General features: G+C 54.0%; 23 protein-coding genes and 1 pseudogene. 13 read left to right on the plus strand and 11 right to left on the minus strand.

The genetic code is table 11. The features are described 5' to 3' along the window. Positions 1–62 precede the first annotated feature (62 nt). Both AC3DKE_RS04335 and AC3DKE_RS04340 read right to left on the minus strand, forming a co-directional pair. On the minus strand, positions 63–746 hold the full coding sequence (locus tag AC3DKE_RS04335) for a hypothetical protein (protein ID WP_340675859.1): 684 nt from the start codon (positions 744–746) through the stop codon (positions 63–65). A gap of 63 nt (positions 747–809) precedes the next feature. Further along, positions 810–1,157 (minus strand): HopJ type III effector protein, encoded by a 348-nt coding sequence (locus AC3DKE_RS04340; RefSeq protein WP_411729616.1) that lies wholly within the window; start codon positions 1,155–1,157, stop codon positions 810–812. A gap of 153 nt (positions 1,158–1,310) precedes the next feature. On the opposite strand from AC3DKE_RS04340, the gene AC3DKE_RS04345 reads away from it, so the two are divergent. Further along, on the plus strand, positions 1,311–2,456 hold the full coding sequence (locus AC3DKE_RS04345) for an acyl-CoA dehydrogenase family protein (protein WP_379072171.1): 1,146 nt from the start codon (positions 1,311–1,313) through the stop codon (positions 2,454–2,456). A gap of 6 nt (positions 2,457–2,462) precedes the next feature. Here the strand turns inward: AC3DKE_RS04345 and AC3DKE_RS04350 are convergent, their stop codons facing one another. Genes AC3DKE_RS04350 through def form a run of 4 tightly spaced genes read right to left on the minus strand, consistent with a single transcriptional unit; the run spans position 2,463 to position 6,191 of the window. Beyond that, positions 2,463–3,341, minus strand: coding sequence for a mechanosensitive ion channel domain-containing protein (locus AC3DKE_RS04350; RefSeq protein ID WP_340675857.1), 879 nt, complete (start codon positions 3,339–3,341; stop codon positions 2,463–2,465). After that, complete coding sequence (rsmB, locus tag AC3DKE_RS04355; protein ID WP_379071661.1) at positions 3,338–4,714, minus strand: 16S rRNA (cytosine(967)-C(5))-methyltransferase RsmB; 1,377 nt, start codon at positions 4,712–4,714, stop codon at positions 3,338–3,340. Before rsmB ends, AC3DKE_RS04350 begins: the two co-directional genes overlap by 4 nt. Then, complete coding sequence (fmt, locus tag AC3DKE_RS04360; RefSeq protein WP_340675855.1) at positions 4,711–5,670, minus strand: methionyl-tRNA formyltransferase; 960 nt, start codon at positions 5,668–5,670, stop codon at positions 4,711–4,713. The genes rsmB and fmt overlap by 4 nt, the downstream gene beginning before the upstream one ends. A gap of 14 nt (positions 5,671–5,684) precedes the next feature. Next, positions 5,685–6,191 (minus strand): peptide deformylase, encoded by a 507-nt coding sequence (gene def / locus AC3DKE_RS04365; RefSeq protein ID WP_340675854.1) that lies wholly within the window; start codon positions 6,189–6,191, stop codon positions 5,685–5,687. Positions 6,192–6,335: 144 nt separating this feature from the next. On the opposite strand from def, the gene dprA reads away from it, so the two are divergent. The 7 genes from dprA (at position 6,336) to AC3DKE_RS04400 (ending at position 12,977) form a co-directional block, all read left to right on the plus strand. After that, complete coding sequence (gene dprA / locus AC3DKE_RS04370) at positions 6,336–7,508, plus strand: DNA-processing protein DprA (protein WP_487990137.1); 1,173 nt, start codon at positions 6,336–6,338, stop codon at positions 7,506–7,508. A 66-nt stretch (positions 7,509–7,574) separates the two neighbouring features. Continuing rightward, positions 7,575–8,144, plus strand: a complete 570-nt coding sequence (tsaC, locus tag AC3DKE_RS04375; protein WP_340675852.1) for an L-threonylcarbamoyladenylate synthase type 1 TsaC — start codon at positions 7,575–7,577, stop codon at positions 8,142–8,144. A gap of 8 nt (positions 8,145–8,152) precedes the next feature. Beyond that, on the plus strand, positions 8,153–9,091 hold the full coding sequence (gene hemF / locus AC3DKE_RS04380; protein WP_487990138.1) for an oxygen-dependent coproporphyrinogen oxidase: 939 nt from the start codon (positions 8,153–8,155) through the stop codon (positions 9,089–9,091). Next, positions 9,088–9,927, plus strand: a complete 840-nt coding sequence (gene aroE / locus AC3DKE_RS04385) for a shikimate dehydrogenase (RefSeq protein WP_340675850.1) — start codon at positions 9,088–9,090, stop codon at positions 9,925–9,927. The genes hemF and aroE overlap by 4 nt, the downstream gene beginning before the upstream one ends. Before the next feature lie 21 nt (positions 9,928–9,948). Next, positions 9,949–10,659 carry a DUF481 domain-containing protein gene (locus AC3DKE_RS04390; RefSeq protein ID WP_340675849.1) on the plus strand — a complete coding sequence of 237 codons (711 nt, stop codon included), beginning with the start codon at positions 9,949–9,951 and terminating at the stop codon, positions 10,657–10,659. Between the two features lie 84 nt (positions 10,660–10,743). Then, positions 10,744–12,774: a M3 family metallopeptidase gene (locus AC3DKE_RS04395; RefSeq protein ID WP_487990139.1), complete on the plus strand. Its 2,031-nt coding sequence runs from the start codon at positions 10,744–10,746 to the stop codon at positions 12,772–12,774. Then, positions 12,771–12,977 (plus strand): YheV family putative zinc ribbon protein, encoded by a 207-nt coding sequence (locus AC3DKE_RS04400; protein ID WP_340675847.1) that lies wholly within the window; start codon positions 12,771–12,773, stop codon positions 12,975–12,977. The genes AC3DKE_RS04395 and AC3DKE_RS04400 overlap by 4 nt, the downstream gene beginning before the upstream one ends. Here the strand turns inward: AC3DKE_RS04400 and AC3DKE_RS04405 are convergent. From AC3DKE_RS04405 to AC3DKE_RS04415, 3 genes are read right to left on the minus strand one after another with little or no spacing between them, the layout of a single operon-like run. Further along, a complete protein-coding gene (locus AC3DKE_RS04405; RefSeq protein WP_340675846.1) occupies positions 12,974–13,789 on the minus strand; it encodes a metal ABC transporter permease in 816 nt (271 codons plus the stop codon). The genes AC3DKE_RS04400 and AC3DKE_RS04405 overlap by 4 nt on opposite strands. Beyond that, a complete protein-coding gene (locus tag AC3DKE_RS04410) occupies positions 13,782–14,627 on the minus strand; it encodes an ATP-binding cassette domain-containing protein (RefSeq protein ID WP_487990140.1) in 846 nt (281 codons plus the stop codon). Before AC3DKE_RS04410 ends, AC3DKE_RS04405 begins: the two co-directional genes overlap by 8 nt. 1 nt (position 14,628) lies before the next feature. Beyond that, positions 14,629–15,117 carry a Fur family transcriptional regulator gene (locus tag AC3DKE_RS04415; protein WP_340676141.1) on the minus strand — a complete coding sequence of 163 codons (489 nt, stop codon included), beginning with the start codon at positions 15,115–15,117 and terminating at the stop codon, positions 14,629–14,631. Positions 15,118–15,289: 172 nt separating this feature from the next. On the opposite strand from AC3DKE_RS04415, the gene polA reads away from it, so the two are divergent. Then, the gene (gene polA, locus AC3DKE_RS04420) at positions 15,290–18,091 is read left to right on the plus strand and encodes a DNA polymerase I (RefSeq protein WP_487990141.1); all 2,802 of its coding nucleotides are present in this window, start codon (positions 15,290–15,292) and stop codon (positions 18,089–18,091) included. Positions 18,092–18,164: 73 nt separating this feature from the next. Here the strand turns inward: polA and yihA are convergent. Next, a pseudogene (yihA, locus tag AC3DKE_RS04425) lies at positions 18,165–18,797 on the minus strand (ribosome biogenesis GTP-binding protein YihA/YsxC); the annotation flags it as partial. Positions 18,798–18,986: 189 nt separating this feature from the next. Between yihA and AC3DKE_RS04430 the strand changes: the two are divergent. The 3 genes from AC3DKE_RS04430 (at position 18,987) to AC3DKE_RS04440 (ending at position 20,668) form a co-directional block, all read left to right on the plus strand. Continuing rightward, positions 18,987–19,277: a c-type cytochrome gene (locus AC3DKE_RS04430; RefSeq protein WP_340675843.1), complete on the plus strand. Its 291-nt coding sequence runs from the start codon at positions 18,987–18,989 to the stop codon at positions 19,275–19,277. An 18-nt stretch (positions 19,278–19,295) separates the two neighbouring features. Continuing rightward, on the plus strand, positions 19,296–19,952 hold the full coding sequence (locus AC3DKE_RS04435; RefSeq protein ID WP_340675842.1) for a c-type cytochrome: 657 nt from the start codon (positions 19,296–19,298) through the stop codon (positions 19,950–19,952). 107 nt (positions 19,953–20,059) lie between these two features. Next, positions 20,060–20,668: a thiol:disulfide interchange protein DsbA/DsbL gene (locus tag AC3DKE_RS04440; protein ID WP_379072177.1), complete on the plus strand. Its 609-nt coding sequence runs from the start codon at positions 20,060–20,062 to the stop codon at positions 20,666–20,668. A gap of 21 nt (positions 20,669–20,689) precedes the next feature. Here the strand turns inward: AC3DKE_RS04440 and AC3DKE_RS04445 are convergent, their stop codons facing one another. Further along, the gene (locus AC3DKE_RS04445; protein WP_379071689.1) at positions 20,690–21,310 is read right to left on the minus strand and encodes a TetR family transcriptional regulator; all 621 of its coding nucleotides are present in this window, start codon (positions 21,308–21,310) and stop codon (positions 20,690–20,692) included. A gap of 68 nt (positions 21,311–21,378) precedes the next feature. Between AC3DKE_RS04445 and AC3DKE_RS04450 the strand changes: the two genes are divergently transcribed. Next, a complete protein-coding gene (locus tag AC3DKE_RS04450) occupies positions 21,379–21,681 on the plus strand; it encodes a hypothetical protein (RefSeq protein WP_340675840.1) in 303 nt (100 codons plus the stop codon). The last annotated feature ends 8 nt before the right edge of the window (positions 21,682–21,689 follow it).

Here is a 21,689-nt window from a genome sequence, read left to right on the forward strand (position 1 = left end):
GTGAAGGCATTGACCCTTTTTGCATCGCGCTAAGACAATCTTAGCGCTTTAGCGGCGACAGCTTATTTAGGGCTGATAGCGGCTACGGCAACAACCACATTGGTTTTCGCATCGACACGAACAATATGATCGCCAACTTTTAGCAGCTTAGTGCCTTTAGGCTGTGTGCTTAGTTTTTTCACCGAGCTGGCATCAACTTCGACGGCCGACTTTGCAACACTGCTGTCGAGCTTAGCGCCCAGTACCAGTTTGGACTCATAGCCGGCTGCTGGTGCGTTAGCATCGCTGCTGCCGAGCATTTTGCCCATGAGCTTGCTAGTCGCTGTACCGCTAGCGAAGTGCTTGGCTAAGGCGACGCGATCATTTGCGCCAATCTGCAATTCTGCATTTTGCTTATAGCCGGCAACGGATGCTTGAGCTGTGCCAAGCTTTGCTTCGGCTTGCGCCTTGGCATCGTTGACTGCGGCTGTGCCAGAAGCTTTGGCAGCATCGGCAGCAGCATGACCACTTTCAGCAGCAGATTTACCGCTAGCGACACCGGCTAGGCCAGCGTTAATGGCGTTATCGCGAGCTGAGGTAGCGCCTTGCTTGGCTGCATCCTTTTGGGCTTTTAGGTCAACGGAGGCACCAGCTTCGGCTTGTGTGCTTACGCCGGCAAGCTGTAGGCCGGTGTTGATACGGGCATCAAGAGCATAAGCGCTGGTGGTGGCAACTAATAAGGCAGCAACTAGGGCAGTACGTTTCATAAAATCCTCAGATGTGTAGAGCGTGTGTTTAAGCAAAACGCGAGCAGTTACAAATGGTTTACATTAGTTTTTCGCGACCAGTGCAACACCATCGAAGCGAATGCCGGTCCAACCGGTGCTCATGAAGGCGCGAATATTGGTGTGATCACTGCCATTTGGTGTGGCTAAAACAGCAGTGTAATGCTCGGCAAAACACAGCAAAGTATCCTGCTCGGACATCTTGTTTAGCTGGGCAAATGCGAAAACGCGACATGCGCCTTCGTTTTCGCCAGCGGCATTGTTAGCTGCGCCATTGCTGAAAGCACAAGGCGTGTAGCTGTAGTGTTGGTTTATCCAGGCAATGACGGTAGAAAACGCAGCATTCTGTGCGCGCAAGTCATCGAGTAATGTGGGCCAAGTCTGGGTTGTCATAGAAGTTCATCCGATAAATAGTCTGCACGCAGTGTAGCGCGTGGGTGGATTGGGCTGTTGACCAAGGGCTGTGGCATGGTACCGATTGCTCAGTAAATGACATAAAATGCGCAACGAATTGAAAATGACCTCCACTTTAGAGAGAAAATGACGATGGCCACTATTGATACCGCCGAGCTGGAACTGTTTCGCGACAATGTGAAGCGCTTTTTGGCAAACGAAATTCACCCGCATTACGAGCAGTGGGAAAAAGACGCATGGATGCCGCGCGAGTTTTGGAACAAGCTCGGTGAGAATGGCCTGCTTTGCGTTGATCAGCCTGAACAATACGGCGGCGTCGGCGTGCCATTCCAGTATTCAATGGTCATTCTTAACGAAATGGCAAAAATGGGCCTGTCATCGCTAGCCACTGGCGTTAGCGTGCACTCCGACATTTGCGCACCGTATGTTGAGCATTTAGGCTCACAGGCAATTAAAGATTACTGGCTGCCACGCATGGCCTCAGGCGAAGCCGTGGCTGCTATCGGCATGACCGAGCCAGGTGCAGGCTCCGACCTCGCCGGCATTCGTACTAGCGCTGTGCTCGATGGCGACCATTACGTGGTGAATGGCTCGAAAACATTCATCTCCAACGGTCAGCACGCCGACATCGTCATCATGGCTGTGAAAACTGACCCCAGCGCGGGCGCCAAAGGCGTGTCATTGCTGCTGATGGACACTTCCCTGCCCGGCTTCAACAAAGGCAAAAAGTTAGAAAAAATGGGTCTGCAATCGCAAGACACATCAGAAATGTTCATGGATAACGTGCGCGTGCCAGTTGATTGCCTGCTAGGTCAGGAAGGCAAAGGTTTCGCTTATATGATGAATGAGCTGCCACGTGAGCGCTTGAACATTGCGGTGATCGCTGTTGCCGCATCGGAAGGTGTGCTCGAAGACACCATCGCCTATGTGCAAGAGCGTAAGGCGTTCGGCAAACCATTGGCGCAATTGCAAAACACGCGCTTCACGCTGGCGACCTGCAAAACCGATATCTTGGCCGCTCGCGCTTTCGTGAATAACTGCGTGGACTTACATGCTGATAGCAAGTTGGACATTCCAACCGGTGCAGCCGTGAAGCTCTACACCACTGAGCTGCAAGGCCGCGTTGCCGATGCCTGCTTACAGATGCATGGTGGTTACGGCTATATGATGGAATATCCCGTGGCTCGCGCCTATGTTGACGCGCGGATTCAGCGCATCTACGGCGGCGCCAGCGAGATCATGAAAGAAGTGGTTGCTCGCGACATCTTAGGTCGCTAAGCCGACTTAGCCTGCACTATCCGGCTTGTAATGAGCTGGATAGTGCTTTTGGGCTGATGCGAAGGTAACCGCCGCTACTGCGCGAACGACCTTCTGTTCTATCTCAAACTCTTCATTAATTGGCACCGGCAGATATAGCTGCAGTTCGGTGTATTCAAAGTTATGAAGAGCAACTCGTAAGCGCGGAGTCAATAGCGGCACACCAAGCCCATGTTGGCGCTGCAACTCACGTGCATGCTTAACTAAGTCGCCGGCATAGCGGCCAATTTCATCACGTGCCACTTGCAGCATGACGGCTTCAGCAGCTTGCCAGTCGACATTTCTAGGCAGCTGCACAACCACGGTATACATGCCGAATCGGCCCAATCGACTCGCGTTAAACACCGACTGAGTGAGTAGCTGACTATTCGGAATAGTCACGACTCGACCAACGCTGCCCTTAGTGACGCTAGCCTGAGTGACCTCAATAACTGTTGTCGACAGCATGTCGGTATCAATTACTTGGCCTTTTAGGCCATTAATTTCGATGCGGTCGCCGATGCTATAGGCATTGGTACTGCTGCGATAAAGCGCGCCCAATAGGCACAAAATCATCTCGCGTGTGGCTAGTACGAGTGCCGCAGCCACCGCCACCATGGACACTGCTACGGTTTCAATTTCGCGCGCCCAAATAAGCGCTAAGCCGAGCAAAAATAGAATAAAAATGATGTTTCGCACGGACACTAGCCAGCGTCGCTTCATCTCAGGTTCTAGGCTTTCACGCTTTAAAATTGTGTGACCAATGCCGAAGCGGATCGACATCAGCACGACAAAGTAAACCCCCGTGATCAGCAGATCACGGATAAAGGCGGCATCGATAAAGCCGGGCAGTAAGTCTAGGATCATTTCTTAATGAGCATCGCGTAATAGAAACCATCGTGACCGTCGATTTCCGGCAGTAACTGACGGCCTTCTGGGCGCCATTGGCCGGGCATTTCACCTGACTTCTCTAGCGGAATCGACTTGGCATCTGGGGTGCGTTTTAAGAAAGTGATGATTTGATCTTCGTTTTCGGCTTTGAGCAATGAGCAGGTGACATATAAAAGGCGTCCGCCCGGACGCAGCGTTTTCCACAGCATATTCAGCAGGCGCGCTTGAATGGCCGTGGTTTGTGCAACATCGGTGGCGCGGCGCAGCAACTTAATGTCTGGATGGCGGCGAATAACGCCAGTGGCAGTGCACGGCGCATCGAGCAAAATGGCATCGAAGGTTTGGCCATCCCACCAGCTGCTAATATCGCTAGCATCGGCACAAATGGTGTCGATATCTACCGGCAATGGGTCTTCGCTAGCCAAGGTCACGCGCTCGATATTATCTTGCACGCGGCGTAGGCGTTCAGCGTCGTTATCGATGGCAACGAGATGCGCCATATCGGGCATCAGCTCGAGCAAATGCGCGGTTTTGCCACCAGGTGCGGCGCAGGCGTCTAGCACGCGCTCGCCGGCTTTGGGGTTGAGCAATAATGCGGCTAACTGCGCGGCTTCATCCTGCACCGACAGCGCACCAGAGGCGAGCGCAGGCAGGTTATGAATAGGCAGTGGCTCGATTAAGCGCAGACCTTCGGGCGAAAAGCGCGTTGGCTCTAGCGGTAAACCATCTTCAATAAGCTCAACGAGCAGTTCACTACGGCTATAACGCAGGCGATTTACGCGCAGGCAAATTGGCGCTGAGCTGTTATTGGCTTCGATAATGTCGTTGGCTTCGATGGGCCAGTCAGCTTGGATAGCACGCAGCAGCCATGCCGGATGAGCATGACGTTGAACACTGGCGGCATGCACCAGCTCGGCTTCACGACGCTGCAAACTACGCAGCACACCATTGATAAAGCCGGTGAGCTTTTCCATGCCGAGTTGGCGTGCAGCCTCAACGGTCTCGGCGAGCGCAGCATGATCGGGAATACGCATGGCCAATAGCTGATGCGCGCCGATTAATAATAAAGCTTCGACTTCAGAGTCTTTGGTTGCGCGCTGCAACAGCGGCTTGATTAGCGTGCGGTAATAAATTGCAAAACGCGCGGTGCCCTGCACTAGCTCTTGCAGTAGGCCAATATCTTCGCCGCGACAGAGCTTTTGTGCGCCGGGCAATGTTGCACTTAAAGAGCGCTCGCCTGCTAAGGCTGGAGCTAAAGCTTGTGCTGCCAGTGCACGCACGCCGAGTTGGCGTTTTCCGGTGCTACCGTGGCGTACACTTTGATGCGTTTTTGCCGATAGCGAACTCATAGACCAAATACCGTTTGGGGGCTTAGGGTATCGCGCTTGGCATTAAGCAGTTGCGCGATGGGTAAGGCCTTGCCGCCGGCCAGTTGTAGCGTTTCGATCAATAGCACATTGCCATCGCCACAAGCCACAGCGAGGCCGTGTTTGTCGGCGCGTAAAATAGTACCTGGTGTTTCTACGCTGATGTCATCAGCTAATACGCGTGCCTGCCAAACACGCACGGGCTCGCCATGTAATAGCGTATGAGCCACCGGCACATTGTTAAACGCACGAATATTGCGTTCGATGACTTCGGCACTTTGCTGCCAATCAATCAGCGCTTCTTCTTTGCTAAGTTTGGCGGCATAGGTCGCCAAGGCATTATCTTGAGCCTCGGGTATCAGCTCTTCGCCATCGTGCAAGCTGTCGACAACGCCAAGTAGCGCGTCGCCGCCTAATAAAGCTAGACGGTCATGAAGGCTGGCGCCAGTGTCGCGCAGTGAAATTGGACATGAGGCTTTCGCCAACATGGCACCAGTGTCGAGGCCAACATCCATTTGCATAATGGTAATGCCGGTTTCATTGTCGCCAGCCAAAATTGCGCGCTGAATGGGTGCGGCACCGCGCCAGCGTGGCAGTAATGAGGCATGAACATTGATGCAACCTAAGCGTGGTATCGCCAGCACATCGGGCGGCAGTATCAGTCCATAGGCGGCGACAACCATCAGGTCTGGCTTTAGGGCAGCGAGCTCGGCCTGTGCATCGGCGTCTTTTAGGCTAAGCGGTTGCAACACGGGAATTTCCCGCAACAAGGCTAGCTCTTTAACGGCGCTGGGTTTTAAGGCTCGACCACGACCCGAAGGGCGATCAGGTTGGGTGTAAACGGCGATGACATCATGATGTCCCTGCAGGAGTGCGCGCAGACTTTCTGCGGCAAATTCGGGGGTTCCTGCAAAGACGATGCGTAAGTGGCTTTCCAATGGGTACTCGTGTGTTAGTCGCGGGATTTGTGCAGCTTTTCAAGCTTGGCCTTGATGCGATTGCGCTTTAAGGTCGAAATATAGTCAACAAACAGCTTGCCATCGAGATGGTCGATTTCATGTTGGATGCAGACTGAAAGCAGGCCATCGGCCTCGGTCGTCTGTGGCTGGCCTTGTAAGTCCAGCGCGCTGACGCGAATTAAGTCTGGGCGTTCGACGCTTTCATAGAAGCCAGGAATACTCAGACAGCCTTCATCGTAGGCCTTAGTTTCAGCTGAAATAGGCTCAAACGTTGGGTTAATAAACACCTGCGGCTTCGACTGATCTTCACTTATATCAAGCACTAATAAGCGAATGTGGCGGTCAACTTGCGATGCCGCAAGACCAATACCTGGCGCGGCATACATAGTTTCCAGCATGTCTTTAACGAGCTGACGAATTTCGTCAGTGACTTCGGCCACGGGCTTAGCAACCGTGCGCAGGCGTGGATCGGGAAACTCTAAAATGGGAAGCAACGCCATTTATTTACTCCGGCAGTTGGCAATCAGTGCGCAACGCAGCTACACCTAAAGGTGAGGTTAAACATCGTGCCGCTATTATAGGCTGCAAAACGCTCAGGTGCGACTCAGTGCCAAGCGTTTACTGCGGCTGCAAAGGAGTTGTCTATGGCCATGGATGGCGATGCTGCGATTTATATTGCGGCGTATCTCATGCTGGATCAGCAGGCTAAGCGCTATCGGCATTGGTTAGCCTTGGCGAAAAGCCCAGAGCACGGCATGGCTTTATTGCAGCGCGCAGACGCCAGTTTACGCTTGAATCCAGAAATGGAGGCTGTGTGTCGAGCCTGGCCTGATGGTCGCGAAGCAGAAGCCGTGTATGCGCAATGGCAACATGCTTGCCGCTGGCTTGAGCTGCCTGGCAGTGGCTTGTGGCTGGACAATTTAGCCGATGATCTTGTGCATTGGCCGCAGGGCTTAAAGCGCTGCAGCGAAGAGGAGCGCCCGCCTTTGCTGTTTTATCGTGGCGATGAAGCCCTGTTAGGCCTGCCACAGGTAGCGATAGTCGGCAGTCGTGCCGCCACAGCGCGCGGCCTACGCATGGCCTCTGCAGTAGCTAATGATTTGGCGCAGGCGGGCATTGCCATCACTAGTGGTTTAGCTAGCGGTATCGATGGTGCTGCGCATAAAGGCGCGCTGGCTGCAGGCGGCAAAACTATTGCCGTTTTGGGTGCTGGCTTAGATTGCATTTATCCGCCGCAGCATCGTGGTTTGGCCGATGACATTATTGCTCATGGCGGCTTAATTATTTCCGAGTTTGCCCCGCGCACGCCTGCGAAAAAATATCACTTTCCTCGGCGCAACAAGGTAATTGCAGCTTTAAGCCTAGGCGTATTGGTGGTCGAAGCCGGGCCAAACAGCGGTTCGATAAGCACGGCGAAGGCTGCTGGCAATTTAGCTCGCGATATTTGGGCCGTGCCGGGGCCGATAGATCAGTTGCAGTATAGAGGATGTCATCAGCTCATCCGCGACAATAAAGCGGTGTTAGTAGAAGGCAGCGCGCATGTCTTAGAGGATGTCGTGCCACGAATTCAGCAATGGTTTGGCTTAGAGGCCGAAGCACCCTCTCGGGCTTTGTCGGCAACGGCCGATGTGCGGCGCGAGCCCAGTGCAGCGGCGGCAAACCTTCGCGACAGCTTAGATTGGTCGTCATATAGCGTTGATGATTTAGCACAAGCTCAATCTATGCCTATGGGCCAATTGCTGGCTTTGCTTGGCGAGCTCGAGGTTATGGGTTGGCTGGAGGCGGTATCTGGAGGCTATCAACGCGTGGCGCCCTGACGCAGATCAAAATCCGCGTTCGTCTGCATGCTAAACTCTGTGCTCCCAACTACTAGAGATGCATCGATGGCGCAGGCCTCATTATTTCCGCTAAAGCACGCTATAGATGCGTTGGCTCACGATGGCGTGATCGCCTATGCCACCGAGTCGGTGTGGGGCTTGGGGTGCGATCCGTGGTCGGAGCAGGCAGTGAGTCGATTATTGGCGATAAAGCAGCGGCCTTGGCAAAAAGGTTTGATTTTGATTGCCGCCGATATGGCACAGCTTGAGCCATTGCTAGGTCGCGTCACGCCTGAGCAAAGACTATTGATGCAAAGCCGCTGGCCGGGGCCGGTGACATGGCTAGTGCCGGTCTCTGAGCATATTCCGCGATGGCTGCGCGGCGAGCACGAAACTTTGGCGATGCGCGTTAGTGCGCATGCCGGCGTGCAGCAACTATGCCGAGCGTGGGGCGGTCCATTGGTTTCGACCAGCGCCAATCTTAGCGGCCAGCCCGCCTGCAAAACTGCATTACAAGTGCATCTGCGCTTAGGTGGTGAGCTTGATGCCATTGTGCCAGGCCACGTTTCAGGCGCTAAACGCCCCAGCGAAATTCGCGATTTAATTAGCCAGCGCGTGTTGCGCGCGAGCGCTTAGGAGTGAGCATGTCTGCGTCTGAAACAGCGGCACCAAATATTGAGGCCGTAAAAAACTACCTGCTGGACTTACAAGATCGTATTTGTGATGGCTTGAGCGCGATTGACGGCAAAGCTTTTAGCGAAGATAGCTGGCAGCGCGGCCCTGGCGAGCGCCTGGCTGGCGGCGGCCGCACTCGCGTGCTGGAGTTTGGCAATGTCATCGAAAAAGGTGGCGTGAACTTTTCTCACGTCTCGGGCAAAAGTCTGCCCGCCTCGGCTACTGCGCATCGCCCTGAGCTCGCTGGCCGCAGCTTTCAGGCGCTGGGCGTGTCCTTGGTGATTCATCCGAGCAACCCTTACGCGCCCACTTCGCACGCCAACGTACGATTTTTTGTCGCCGAAGCCGATGGTGCTGAGCCGGTGTGGTGGTTTGGCGGTGGCTTTGATCTCACGCCCTACTACGGCTTTGAGGAAGATTGTGTGCATTGGCATCAAACGGCAAAAGCCGCCTGCGAACCATTTGGCGACGAAATTTACCCGCGCTTTAAAAGCTGGTGCGATGACTACTTCTATTTAAAACATCGCGATGAGCAGCGCGGCATTGGCGGTCTCTTTTTTGATGACTGGCAGGCCGGCAGTTTTGAGCAAGCCTTTGCCTTAATGAGAAGTATCGGCGATGGCTACTTGCCCGCCTATGAGCCGATTTTAGCGCGGCGTAAAGACACGCCTTTTGGCGAGCGTGAGCGCGAATTTCAGCTGATTCGTCGCGGCCGATATGTCGAGTTCAACCTGGTGTGGGATCGCGGCACCTTATTTGGTCTGCAAAGCGGCGGTCGCACCGAGTCTATTTTGATGTCGCTACCGGCTGCGGTGAGCTGGCGCTATGAGCATCAGCCCGAGCCAGGCAGCGTTGAGTCGCGCTTGCTAAGTGATTTCTTAACGCCAAAAGACTGGGTAAGCGCATGAGCGAAATAGATCAGTATGCGGTCATTGGCCACCCCATTGAGCACAGCAAATCGCCGCGCATTCATGCCGCCTTTGCCAAGGCGACTAGTCAACGCATGAGTTATGAGGCGCTATTAGCACCGCTAGATGGCCTTGAGAAAACCTGGGTTGAGCTGCGCGCGCGCGGCGGCCGTGGCGCCAATATCACCGTGCCATTTAAGCAAGAAGCCTTGGCGCTGTGTGACCAATTAAGCGAGCGTGCGCAACAGGCCGGCGCGGTAAATACCCTAAGCTTGATGTCCGATGGGCAAGTGCGCGGCGATAATACCGACGGCGCTGGCCTTGTTCGCGATATAGCAGAAAATGCTGGCTGGTCGCTGGCAGGGCAACGTGTATTACTGCTTGGCGCTGGCGGTGCCGCGGCCGGTGTGGTCGGGCCTTTGTTGGCCGCTGGCGTGGCGCATTTGTGCATTGCCAACCGAACCTTGGCAAAAGCTGATCGGCTGGCCTTGGCTTTTGCTGGCCTTGGCTCAATGAGCACTGTGGCCAACTCTGAGCTAGAGCGAGCCAATGATAGCGTCAGCTATGACGTCATTATTAATGCCACCAGTGCCAGCTTGCAGGGCAAAACTATCGCGCTGCATGACAGCTGGTATCGAGCATCTAGCGCGGTTTATGACATGATGTACGGCTTCGACACGGTTTTTTTAGCGTGGGCGCGCGAGCAAAACATAAGCCGTCGTCGTGATGGCTTGGGCATGTTAGTTGAGCAGGCGGCCGAAGCATTTTACCTATGGCGCGGCGTGCGCCCAGAAACTCAATCGTTGCTAGCTAGCCTTCGCGCTGAGCTTGGCTAAATATAAAAAGAGGATGTTGGAATGAAATTGCGTGTGCTATGTGTCGTTGCTTTACTGCCATTAACACTACCGGCTTATGCCGAAGAGGTTGTCGATAAAGGTTGGACTGGCCGTGCAGACTTAGGCTATTTCTCCCAATCTGGTAGCGACGGCGGCAAAGAAAGTTTGACGGCAAAAGCAGAGGCCAAAAGGACTTGGGGCTATTACACACTTGAAAACCAAGCACAGGCGGTCAGCTCTTCCGACGATAAAGCGAATTCTGGTACCGAGCGCTATCTCATTAGCAGCAAGCAGAGCTTTAAGCTCGATAAAAGCGACTATGTGTTCTTGAAAGAGCAATGGGAAAAAGACAGCACCAGTGACTTCCGCTACCAAATGAACTTTACCGGCGGCTATGGCCGTGAGCTCATCAAAAATGATGAGCATACGCTGGTCGGCGAGTTGGGCGTTGGTGTGCGTTATAGCAAGCGCCGCGTTGGTGACTCTGAGACATCGCCGGTGGGCACGGGTGCGTTGGACTATAAATATGTCATCAGCAAAACCGTGAATTTTCATCAGCGCCTCGGTGTTGAAGGCGGCACGGAGAGCATCATTGCGCGCTCCCTAACTGAGCTGCGTGTGCAGTTGCGCGATGAGTTGGGCTTGGCTATTGGCTATGATGTTAAACGAGAGTTTAGCGACAATAATCAACGCTTGTCGTTGACCACGGTGAGCTTGAGTTACGGCTTTTAAGAGCATATCGCTATATGTGCATGCGCCTCTTTTACGAGCGTGCAAGCGGCCACTATCTACTAATTTCTGCGTCTGAGAGTGTCTATGAATGTGTTGCTAACGCCACCGGCCATCCCTGAGTTTGCCAGCCTTCGCCCTGAAGATGTGCCGGCGGCAATCGACACGCTGCTCGCCGAAAGTCGCGCGCAAGTCGAGGCGCTAGCAGAGCAAAAATCACCGACCTGGGCCAGCTTAGCGGCGCCATTGGAAGCGATTGATGACCGACTAAATTCGGCATGGTCGCCAGTGTCGCAGCTCAATGCCGTGGTCAACAGCGAGGCGTGGCGAGAGGCCTACAATAGCTGTCTGCCCAAGCTCTCGGCTTACGGCACTGAAATGGGACAAAACGAGAGCTTATTTCAGGCCTGGCAAGCACTACATGACAGTAGCGAATTTGCTCAACTCAACGCGGCTCAACAGCAGGCTGTACGTAATAATTTGCGTGATTTCCGCCTCAGCGGTATCGGCTTGCCGGTAGCAGAAAAGCAGCGTTACGCCGAGATCAGCGAGCGTTTATCACAGCTGCAATCGACCTTTGCCGATCATGTTCTAGATGCCACGCAGGCGTGGTCATTAAACCTAAATGACGCCTCGCGCCTCAGCGGCATCCCTGAAAGCGGCTTGGCGCTGATGGCCTCATTAGCTGAAAGCCATGACGGCGCAGCGTATCGCCTCACCTTGGACATGCCGGTGTACATCAGCGTGATGACCTTCGCCGATGATCGCGACTTGCGCGAGATGCTCTACACCGCCTATGCCACGCGCGCATCAGAGCAAGGCCCGAATGCCGGCGAGTTCGACAACGGGCCATTGATTGCTGAGATCTTGGCGCTACGCCACGAGCAGGCCCAGCTATTGGGCTATGAGCATTACGCCGCGCTTTCTTTGGCGCCAAAAATGGCCGATAGCGTTGAGCAGGTCGAGGCGTTTTTACACGACTTGGCGGTGAAAGCTCGCCCCGGTGCTGAGCGTGATTTCGATGAGTTAAAAGCGTTTGCCGCACGCGAGTGCGCAATCGAGGCGCTTCAGCCTTGGGATATGACATACGCCAGCGAGCGCCTGAAGCAGCAGCGCTACGCCTTATCGCAAGAAGAATTAAAGCCCTACTTTCCCGCTCCGCGCGTAATTGACGGCCTGTTTGCCGTGGCGGAAAAGCTCTTCGGCTTCGATGTCGTGCCCGCGCCCGAGCTAGAAACCTATCATCCCGATGTGCTGGCCTATGCCATCCAAGAGCAGGGCGAGACGCGAGCTTGGTTTTATCTCGACCTTTACGCTCGCGCCAACAAACGTGGCGGCGCCTGGATGGCCGATGCTCGTGTGCGCCGCCGCTTGCCGAATGGCGAGTTGCAAAAGCCCATCGCGTTTTTGACTGGCAACTTCAGCCCACCCGTTGGCGATCGCCCTGCATTACTGACCCATAACGAAGTCACCACGCTGTTTCATGAGTTTGGCCACGGCATTCATCACATGCTCACCGAGGTGGAAGTTGCCAGCGTGTCGGGCATCAATGGTGTGGCTTGGGATGCAGTCGAGCTGCCGAGCCAGTTCATGGAAAACTGGTGCTGGACGCCGGAAGGCATTGCGCTGATGTCGGCACATGTCGATACCGGTGAGCCCTTGCCCGCAGCTATGCTTGAGCGTTTATTAGCGGCGAGAAACTTTCAGTCCGGCATCATGACGCTGCGCCAATTAGAGTTTTCGCTATTTGACTTAGCCATTCATCGTAGAGCAGGCGTCGACTTTGCCGAGCTATTAAACGTGCTCGATGAAGTTCGCAAAACCACTAGCCTAATGGCGCCGCCTGCGTGGAATCGCTTTGCTTGTAGCTTCAGTCATATTTTCGCTGGCGGTTATGCGGCGGGCTATTACAGCTATAAATGGGCCGAGGTTTTGTCGGCAGATGCTTTCTCGGCGTTTGAGGCCGAAGGCGTGTTTAACGCCGAAACAGGCGCGCGCTTCCGCCAGGCCATTTTGGCGCAGGGTGGTAGCAAACCAGCGGCTGAGTTATTTCAGCAGTTTATGGGGCGCGAACCGTCTGCCGATGCCTTGCTGCGACACACAGGTCTGGCGGCATGAGTGTGCTCAGGCGCTTCATTGCCGGGGCGAAATGCCCCGGCTGTGGCTTGGAAGATAAGCTGCAGCTATGCACCGAAGATGGCCGCGAATGGGTCGCCTGCGTACGCTGCGATTACACCGATGTGCGGCCGACAGAGGTGACCATGAAAGAGCCCGATGAAGAGCACGACAATGAGACTGGAGTCGTACGCTTTAAGCCTTAGCGGGCAGGTGTAGCGCCAAGCTGGCGGCGCTGCCAGCGGTGCAGCAGCCAGCTCATTAACAAGAAGCTCAGCGCAAATAGCACCACGAGCGCTGCAATCGGCAGATGCAATGGCTGACCGATCAATACGGCTGCGCTCATACACACCACCGCGATGATGCTAGCCCGCCGTGCCATCTGCGCTGGACTGCGTGCCAAATAGCGTGCGGCGGCGGCGGGAATAACCATCAAGGCACTGATCAACAACACGCCCATAACCTTTGCACCAGCGGCGACTACGGCTGCTAGCAATAACAGTAGGAGTGGGCGTAGCCAATGCACTGGCCAGCCATCGACTGCCGCGGTTTCTTCATGAATGGCGGCGGCGACCAAGCCTGTCCAGTGCCGCCATAACAGTAGCGCCACGACAACTAAACCAAGGCACATCCAGATAATATTGCTGCTGCTTAAGCTCAGCAAATTACCAAATAGGTAATCCTCAAGCGCGTGCCCTCCATGCTCGTCATGGCTGGTGGTCATCAGCAGTGCCAAGCTCATGCCGGCATAAGCCATGATAGTCAGCCAAGTATCAATGCCGTGTTCGCTATTACGCATCAGGCGACTTAATAGCAGCGCTGCAGCCATGCACACGGCAGCGACCATTGTGCCCATGGGCAAGTCAAACATTAGCGCCAAGGCCACGCCAAAGAGCGAGGCATGAGCGAGACTGTCGCCAAAATAGGCCATGCGCCGCCATAACAGTAGGCTACCTAATGGCCCGGCAACTAGCGCGGTGAGCACGCCACCAAGCAGCGGGTAAATAATATCAGTCATGTTTACATCCGGTGTCGCAGTCGGTGGCATCGCCTTGCAGGCTGTGATGATGATCGTGGTGGTGCGTATAAATGGCTAAATCGCGGCCGCCGCTAGCGCCAAATAAGCGCTGATACTCGGGATGCTTGCTCACCGCTTCCGGATGCCCCGTGCAGCAGACATGGCGATTTAGGCAGACTACCTGGTCGGTCGCCGCCATCACCACGTGTAAGTCGTGCGAGACCATGAGCACGCCGCAACCATGACGATCACGAAGCTTGCGAATTAGCGCATAAAGCTCATTTTGACCGGCAAGATCAACGCCTTGCACTGGCTCATCGAGCACTAATAAGTCTGGTTTGCGCAGCAGAGCGCGAGCTAGAAGCACGCGTTGCTGCTCGCCGCCAGAGAGTGTTAATGCAGCATGAGAGAGTAAATGCTCGGCACCAACTTCGCGTAATGCAGATAAAATTTCCGATTGCGAATATTGCTGCCTTGGCGCAGGCCATCGCAACCATGAAAAGCGCGACGGCTGCCCACTAGGCCCTGGCAGTGCTAAAAAATCGGCCACAGTTAAGGGCAAGTACGGGTTCAATGGGAAGCGCTGAGGAACATAACCGATGCGCAAATTAGGCGCTAACCAGCGTTGGCCTGAGCTGGCAGGCATCAAGCCTAAAGCGATACGAATTAGACAGGTTTTGCCGGCACCATTTGGGCCAATAATCGTGGTGATTTGACCGCGCTGCAACGATAGATCAACACCCTCAAGCACGCTGCGGCCATCGATATGCCAGCTGATATTGCTGAGCTTGAGCAAAGGCTCGGCCAATGGCCGCAGACTACTAATATTCAAGGCCATATCAGCGCTCATCAATGCAGGCTTGGCAGGTGCCCATTAGTTCCAACGCGCCATGCGTTACTGTGAAGCCCGCCGCTTTCGTTGCGGCATCAATGGCAGTGGTAATGCCCTTCACTTCCGCCAATTCCTCGGCGGTGCCGCACTGCTGGCAAATCAAAAAGTAGCCGCCATGTGCGTGCTCTGGGTGCGCGCAGCCCAAAAATGCATTGAGGCTAGTGATGCGATGCACTAAGCCCTGTTGCAGCAAAAAATCCAGTGCGCGATAAATTGTTGGAGGTGCCGGTTTATGACCTTCTTGCGCGAGCTGATCTAGCAGTTCATAAGCACCTAGCGGCTTATGGCTAGCCCACACCAGCTCCAAAACGCGTTTACGCAAAGGCGTTAGGCGCGCGCCAGCTTCCGAACATAGGCGCTCGGCCGACGCCAAAGCGCTATCAACACAGTGCGAATGATCATGCGCAAGTGTGGGGCTAAGTCGCTGAGACTTGATCCGCTTCGGCTCTCGCAACGTAGACTCTCGCTTTGAGGTGCTAGGCTTTAACGAGGGCGACGTGCTGTCCTGTGCAGAAAGTGGACGAAAAGCGGCGGGCATAGCGCATTAGCCTGAAATGAAGTGACGCAACAGTGTAACATAACGCCACGATTTCGAAGCGAGCCACGTCATGAGTACACGCCCACCTCTAGTTCTAGTCGATGGCTCGTCATATCTCTATCGCGCCTATCACGCGATGCCGCCATTGACTACGCGCACAGGCCAAGCCACAGGCGCGATTAAGGGTGTTGTTAACATGCTAAAAAGCCTGGTTAAACAGGTTGGACCTACGCATGTGGTCGTGGTTTTCGACGCGCCCGGCAAGACATTTCGCGATGATATTTACCCCGAGTACAAAGCTCACCGCCCACCCATGCCCGATGATATGCGCACGCAAATTGCGCCGTTGCACGCCATGGTGCGGGCGCTGGGTCTGCCACTGCTGTGCACTCCCGGCGTTGAAGCAGACGACGTCATCGGCACCTTGGCACACACCGCCGCCAACGCCGGATGGCCGGTGCTAGTGTCCACCGGCGATAAAGATCTGGCGCAGCTGGTTAATAAAGACATCACGTTGGTGAACACCATGACCAGCGTTGTGCTCGATGAGGCCGGTGTTTTCGGCAAATTTGGCGTGCGCCCCGACCAAATCATCGATTATTTAATGCTGATGGGCGATAGCTCTGACGGCATTCCTGGCGTGCCTAGCGTGGGGCCAAAGACAGCGGTGAAATGGCTAACAGTCTATGACACGTTGGAAAATATCGTTGCCCATGCCGATGAAATTAAAGGCAAAGTTGGCGAGAAGCTGCGCGACTTCATTCCGCAGCTGGGCATGACGCGCGAGCTAGTGACTATTAAATGCGATGTTGAGCTTGATGAAAGCCTAGAGGATTTCGCGCTCAAGCCCAGCGATGAAGCGCTGCTATTAGCGCTCTATGATGAGCTGGAGTTTCGTAGCTGGGCCAATGAGTTACGCGCCGATGGCCATGTGCCGAACTCGCGTGGCGCTAGCGAATGGGCCACGCCACCACAATCGACTTCAAGCACTGCAAATGTCGTAGCGACCAAGAGTGCTTACGGGCCCACAGGCACAGACACTCGCTTCCCCGCTCCCGAAAGCGATGCTAAAACAATCACGCACATCGTCGACACTAGTGATCAGCTCAGCGAGCTAATTGCCAAACTCATCGCCGCTAAGCGCTTTGCCATCGACACCGAAACCACTAGCCTAAACTACATCGAAGCTGAATTAGTCGGCCTGTCGGTTGCCATTGAACCAGGGGAAGCTTGGTATGTTCCCGTTGGTCACGATGTCAGCGTTGAGCCTAAGCAGCTGCCAAAAGCCGATGTATTGGCCGCCTTTAAGCCGCTGCTAGAGTCTGAGCAGATCGCCAAAATCTTGCAGCACGCAAAATACGATATGCATATTTTCGCCAACGAAGGCCTCGCTTTGCATGGAGTGAGCTGCGACACCATGCTCGCCTCTTACGTGCTCGATGCCACCGCGACTAGGCACAATCTCGAAGCTTTGGGCGAATATTATCTTGGTCGTAAAGGCATCAGCTTTAGCGATATCGCTGGCAAAGGTGCTAAGGCAGTAACGTTTGAGCGCATCAGTATTGAGCAGGCCGCACCCTATGCCGGCGAAGATGCCGACTACACCTTGCAGTTAGCTAATCTATTAGAGGCAGAGCTTGCGAAAACGCCGGCATTACTCTCGCTACTCACTGATTTAGAACTACCTGTGCAGCGCGTGCTTCAGCGCATGGAGTATCACGGCACGTTGATTGATCCAGAAGTGTTACGCGTGCAAACGCTGTCGCTGACCTCGCGCTTGCATTGGTTAGAAACACAGGTATATGAGCTTGCAGGCGAAGCGTTTAATTTGAGTTCGCCCAAGCAGTTGGGCGTGATTTTGTTTGAAAAGCTGGGTATTCCCGGCGGCAAAAAAACCGCGAGTGGCCAGTACTCCACGGCCGAAGATGTGCTCGAGCAGCTAAGTCACCCGCTGCCTAAGCTGTTGCTTGAGCATCGCAGCTTGTCGAAATTACGCTCGACCTATACCGACAAATTGCCCGAGATGGTGCAAGCTAAAACTGGCCGTGTGCACACCTCATATCATCAGGCCGTAGCTGCTACAGGGCGCCTATCGTCTAGCGATCCCAACCTGCAAAACATCCCAATTCGCACCGAAGAAGGCCGCCGCATACGGCAAGCGTTTGTTGCTCCAGCGGGCTGCGTGATCATGGCAGCCGACTATTCGCAAATCGAGCTGCGCATCATGGCGCATTTGTCGCATGACGAAGGCTTGCTTAAAGCCTTCCACGATGGCCTCGATGTTCACCGTGCCACAGCCGCCGAAGTGTTGGGTATCACGCCGAGTGAGGTCACTAGCGATCAGCGCCGAGCTGCGAAAGCCGTGAATTTCGGGTTAATTTACGGCATGTCGGCGTTTGGCCTAGCTAAGCAGCTGGATATTTCCCGCAGTGAGGCCGCCGACTATATTTCGCGCTATTTCTCGCGCTACCCCGGCGTGCAGGATTATATGGAGCGCACGCGAGCGCAGGCGCATGAGCAGGGCTATGTGGAGACGCTATTTGGTCGTCGCTTAATGCTGCGTGATATCCGCTCGCCAAAACCGATGCTACGCCAAGCCGCTGAACGTGCGGCGATCAACGCGCCCATGCAAGGCACTGCCGCCGACATCATCAAGCGCGCCATGTTGCGTGTGCAGTCCGCACTCGATCGTGAAAATCTCAAAGCCGTGATGGTCATGCAGGTGCATGATGAATTGGTCTTGGAAGTGCCTGAGCTTGAGGTTGTGCGTGTTACTGCGCTGCTGAAGGCTCAAATGGCCGCTGCTGCGGAGCTAGCTGTGCCGCTAGATGTGGAAGTGGGCATCGGTAAAAACTGGGATGAGGCGCACTAAAAACGCCTCCAATAAAAAGGCCGTCAACGCTGGAATCCACATCCAGTGTTGATGGCCTTTTTGCTGCTGCGTGTTATTTCGCCGAAGCTGCCTCATCGCTGCTTTCTGCTTGCGAAGGCATGGGCATCTGCAACCATTCGCCAATTTGCAGAGCTGCCTCATCGAGACCGATGCGCGTAGTTGCCGAAAATAACTGCACGCTACCTTCGTAATTTAGCTCTTTAAGCGATTTACGTACGGCAATCAGTGCCGTAATAGCTGGGCCACGATTAAGCTTATCGGCCTTAGTCAGCAAAATATGCACGGCTAAATTACGCTGCTTAGCCCAGTCGAGCATGTTGCGATCGAAGCTCGATAGTGGATGGCGCAAGTCCATCAGCAAAATTAAACCACGCAAGGTGTGGCGTTCACGCAGGTAGTGCGCCAAATGTTTTTGCCACGCCAGCTTCATAGCGATCGGCACTTTGGCATAGCCATAGCCGGGCAAATCTACTAAACGACGCTCTTCATCGAGAGCGAAAAAGTTAATCAACTGCGTGCGGCCAGGCGTTTTGGAGGCACGAGCCAACTGCTTCTGGCGAGTTAAGATATTGATTGCAGTAGATTTGCCGGCGTTTGAACGGCCAGCAAAAGCGACTTCATGGCCCATTTCTGGTGGGCATAAAGCAAGCGTCGGTGCGCTGATTTGAAACTGCGCACGGGACAGCGCAATCAACATGTATTCAGCGTCCGTCATAGTCTTTGCTCATTTTTAAAGGCTGGTAGTTTATAGGGCTACACCACGTATGGTCACTGCGATATACTATTTGACGTAAAAAAGCGTGATCGTTTCGTAGTGTTGTCGCATGATGGGTGATGTTAAAGCTCAATCTCCCTATAATCGATGGAGCATGTCATGAAAAAGCAATTAATGTTTGCAGCGTTGCTGATTGGCGTGAGCGCATTCGCTCAGGCAGCTACAACTGAGCAGCGTTACAAGCAATCGTGCGCCGCCTGCCACGCTACTGGCGTTATGCAAGCGCCAAAAACGGGCGATAAGGCTGCTTGGGCGCCGCGCTTGAAGCAAGGCGAAGCGACACTGCTTGCTCACGCTAAAAATGGTTTTAAGATGATGCCGCCGAAAGGCCTGTGTAATGATTGCACAGACGCTGAATATAAAGCGCTCATTAAATATATGTCTAAATAAGCTGCTACGAGTGCTCTTATGAAAAAGTTTGTTGCCGTTGTTTCGCTGTTATTGGGCGTTAGCTCATTCAGCCATGCTGCCGTTGTTATGCCCAAGGGCGATGCTACTGCCGGTCAAGGAAAGGCGGCGGTTTGCGCGGCCTGCCACGGCGCCGATGGCAATAGTGCTGCGCCCACCTTCCCTAAGCTAGCTGGCCAGAATGCTAAATACATTTATAAGCAGCTGCAGAACTTCAAAGCAGGCACGCGCGTGAACGCGTTAATGGCGCCTATGGCTGCCGGCCTAGCTGATCAAGATATGGCTGATCTAGCAGAGTATTACTCGCAACAGAAAGGCTCGATTGGCGGTGCGAACAAAGAACTGGTTGAGCTCGGCCAGAAAATCTTCCGCGGCGGCAAAAAAGAAATTGGCTTGACCGCTTGCTCGGGCTGTCACGGTCCTGCAGGCAAAGGCAACACATTTGCGGCATTCCCGCGTCTTTCTGGTCAGCATGCTGAGTACACCGCTAACCAGCTGAAAATGTTTCGTGCTGCCGGCCGTGATGACCTCACTGGCGATCGTCGCGACAATGATGGTGCCAAGCCTGGCGACTTAGGCCCTATGCAAATGATTGCGGCCAAGTTGTCAGATAAAGACATTCAGGCTTTGGCGTCGTACATTCAGGGTCTTCACTAAGCTCTTGTGTTGATGTGAAATGAGCCCGCCTATGCGGGCTTTTTTCTGTCAGCCAAGTGTTCACTAAAGCGTTAACCTGCTCTAACCGTTTAAGGATAATGACAATGATGAAGAAATTTATTGCGGTATTACTGTTGGCACTACCGACTTGGGCTCTCGCGTTGACGCCCGTTGAGGGCAAAGATTACACACGCCTAGCAAACCCAACACCTGCACTTAGCAGTGGTCTTATCGAAGTGCGTGAGTTCTTTTGGTATGGCTGCCCACATTGCTACACCTTAGAGCCACATGTTGCTGCATGGCTGAAAACCAATCCAGCCGGCATTAAGTTTGAGCGTAGCCCAGCAGCTTTAAACTCCGTGTGGGAAGCAAACGCTCGCGGCTATTATGTCGCTGAGTCATTAGGCCTAGTCGAGAAAACTCACGGCCCGCTGTTTGCTGCCATTCAGATCGATAAACAGCGCTTATTTTCGCAAAAAAGCTTAGCCAAGTTTTATGCTGGATTTGGTGTGAAAGAAGCCAATTTCAATGGTCTTTACAACTCATTTACGGTTAGTGCAAAAGTTGCTCAGTCACGCAATTTGGCTGTGCGATACCAACTATCGGGTGTGCCGGCTATCGTCGTTAATGGTAAGTATTTAGTGCCAGGTGAAAGTGCACGCACCATTGAAGTGGTGAAAGCATTGGTAGCCCAAGAGCAAGCCAAGAAGAAATAAGTAGATAAGAAAAAGGCGCTTTTAAGCGCCTTTTTCTGGCTTCCACGCATGAGCGCCAAGCATGATCAAGCGTAATTGCTTGGTGGTTCGTAATACTTGCTCGGCATCGTCTTCCACATAAGGTAGCGCCAGCAAATCTAGGGCTAAATGGATGACGGTGTTGACCACAAGATCGGCCAGCATAGCGAGGTCATCGCGTGGGAAGTCTGTGTAGATTGGCCATTGCTGCAAGTCTTCAGCAAGCTCAGCAACAAACTGGCGCATTTGCGTGTGAATGGTTTCGCGCACTTTCGGTGGTCCACCGGCGCGTTCGCGTGCAAGAAACTCAAAGTACAATGGGTTGTGGCGGATAAACTCGACCAGTGCCGTCACAGACTCAGTGATAGCGGCTCCGCCTTGTGCTTTTTTGCGGACTTGGCGCATGACCACACGCAGTTGCCGGCAAGCCTCGACCGCAAGCTCTTCGCCTAAGGCGTCGAGGTCGGGAAAGTGGCGATAAAAACCGGTCGGCACTAAGCCTGCTTGTCGTGATACTTCGCGCAAGCTCAGGCCTGAAAAACCAGCGCCTTCATGCATGAGCGTTAGTGCCGCATCCATTAGCGCTTGTCGGGTTTGCAGTTTTTTTTCTTCGCGCAGTGCCATGATGGTCCCTTATATGCTGCAGCTAGTTTAGCATTAGCGCACAGATGTTCACTAGAGAGGTCAAAGCAATGTCATTTTTAACCCGTGTTGAGGCCATTAAGGACTTGATCCAAGAGGCTGTCGACAAAGGTGCCACCAGTGTTGAGCAAATTCACCAAGCCATCGCCTCGATGCCACTTGATGCCCTAGCCAAGCGTGGCTTGCTTGAAGATGATGCAGCTGCGGCTAAAAAGACCCATGCCGAAACAATTGGCACCGTGTATGACGCCATCCGCCGCGTAAATCGCGAAGTTGGCGATCTAGCTTCGGGCCTGATTGAAACCGTAGAAGATCAGATCGCGGCGCAGAAAAATATCGGCAAGAAAGACTAAAGCCTCAC

Source organism: Paraperlucidibaca sp., assembly GCF_982810325.1.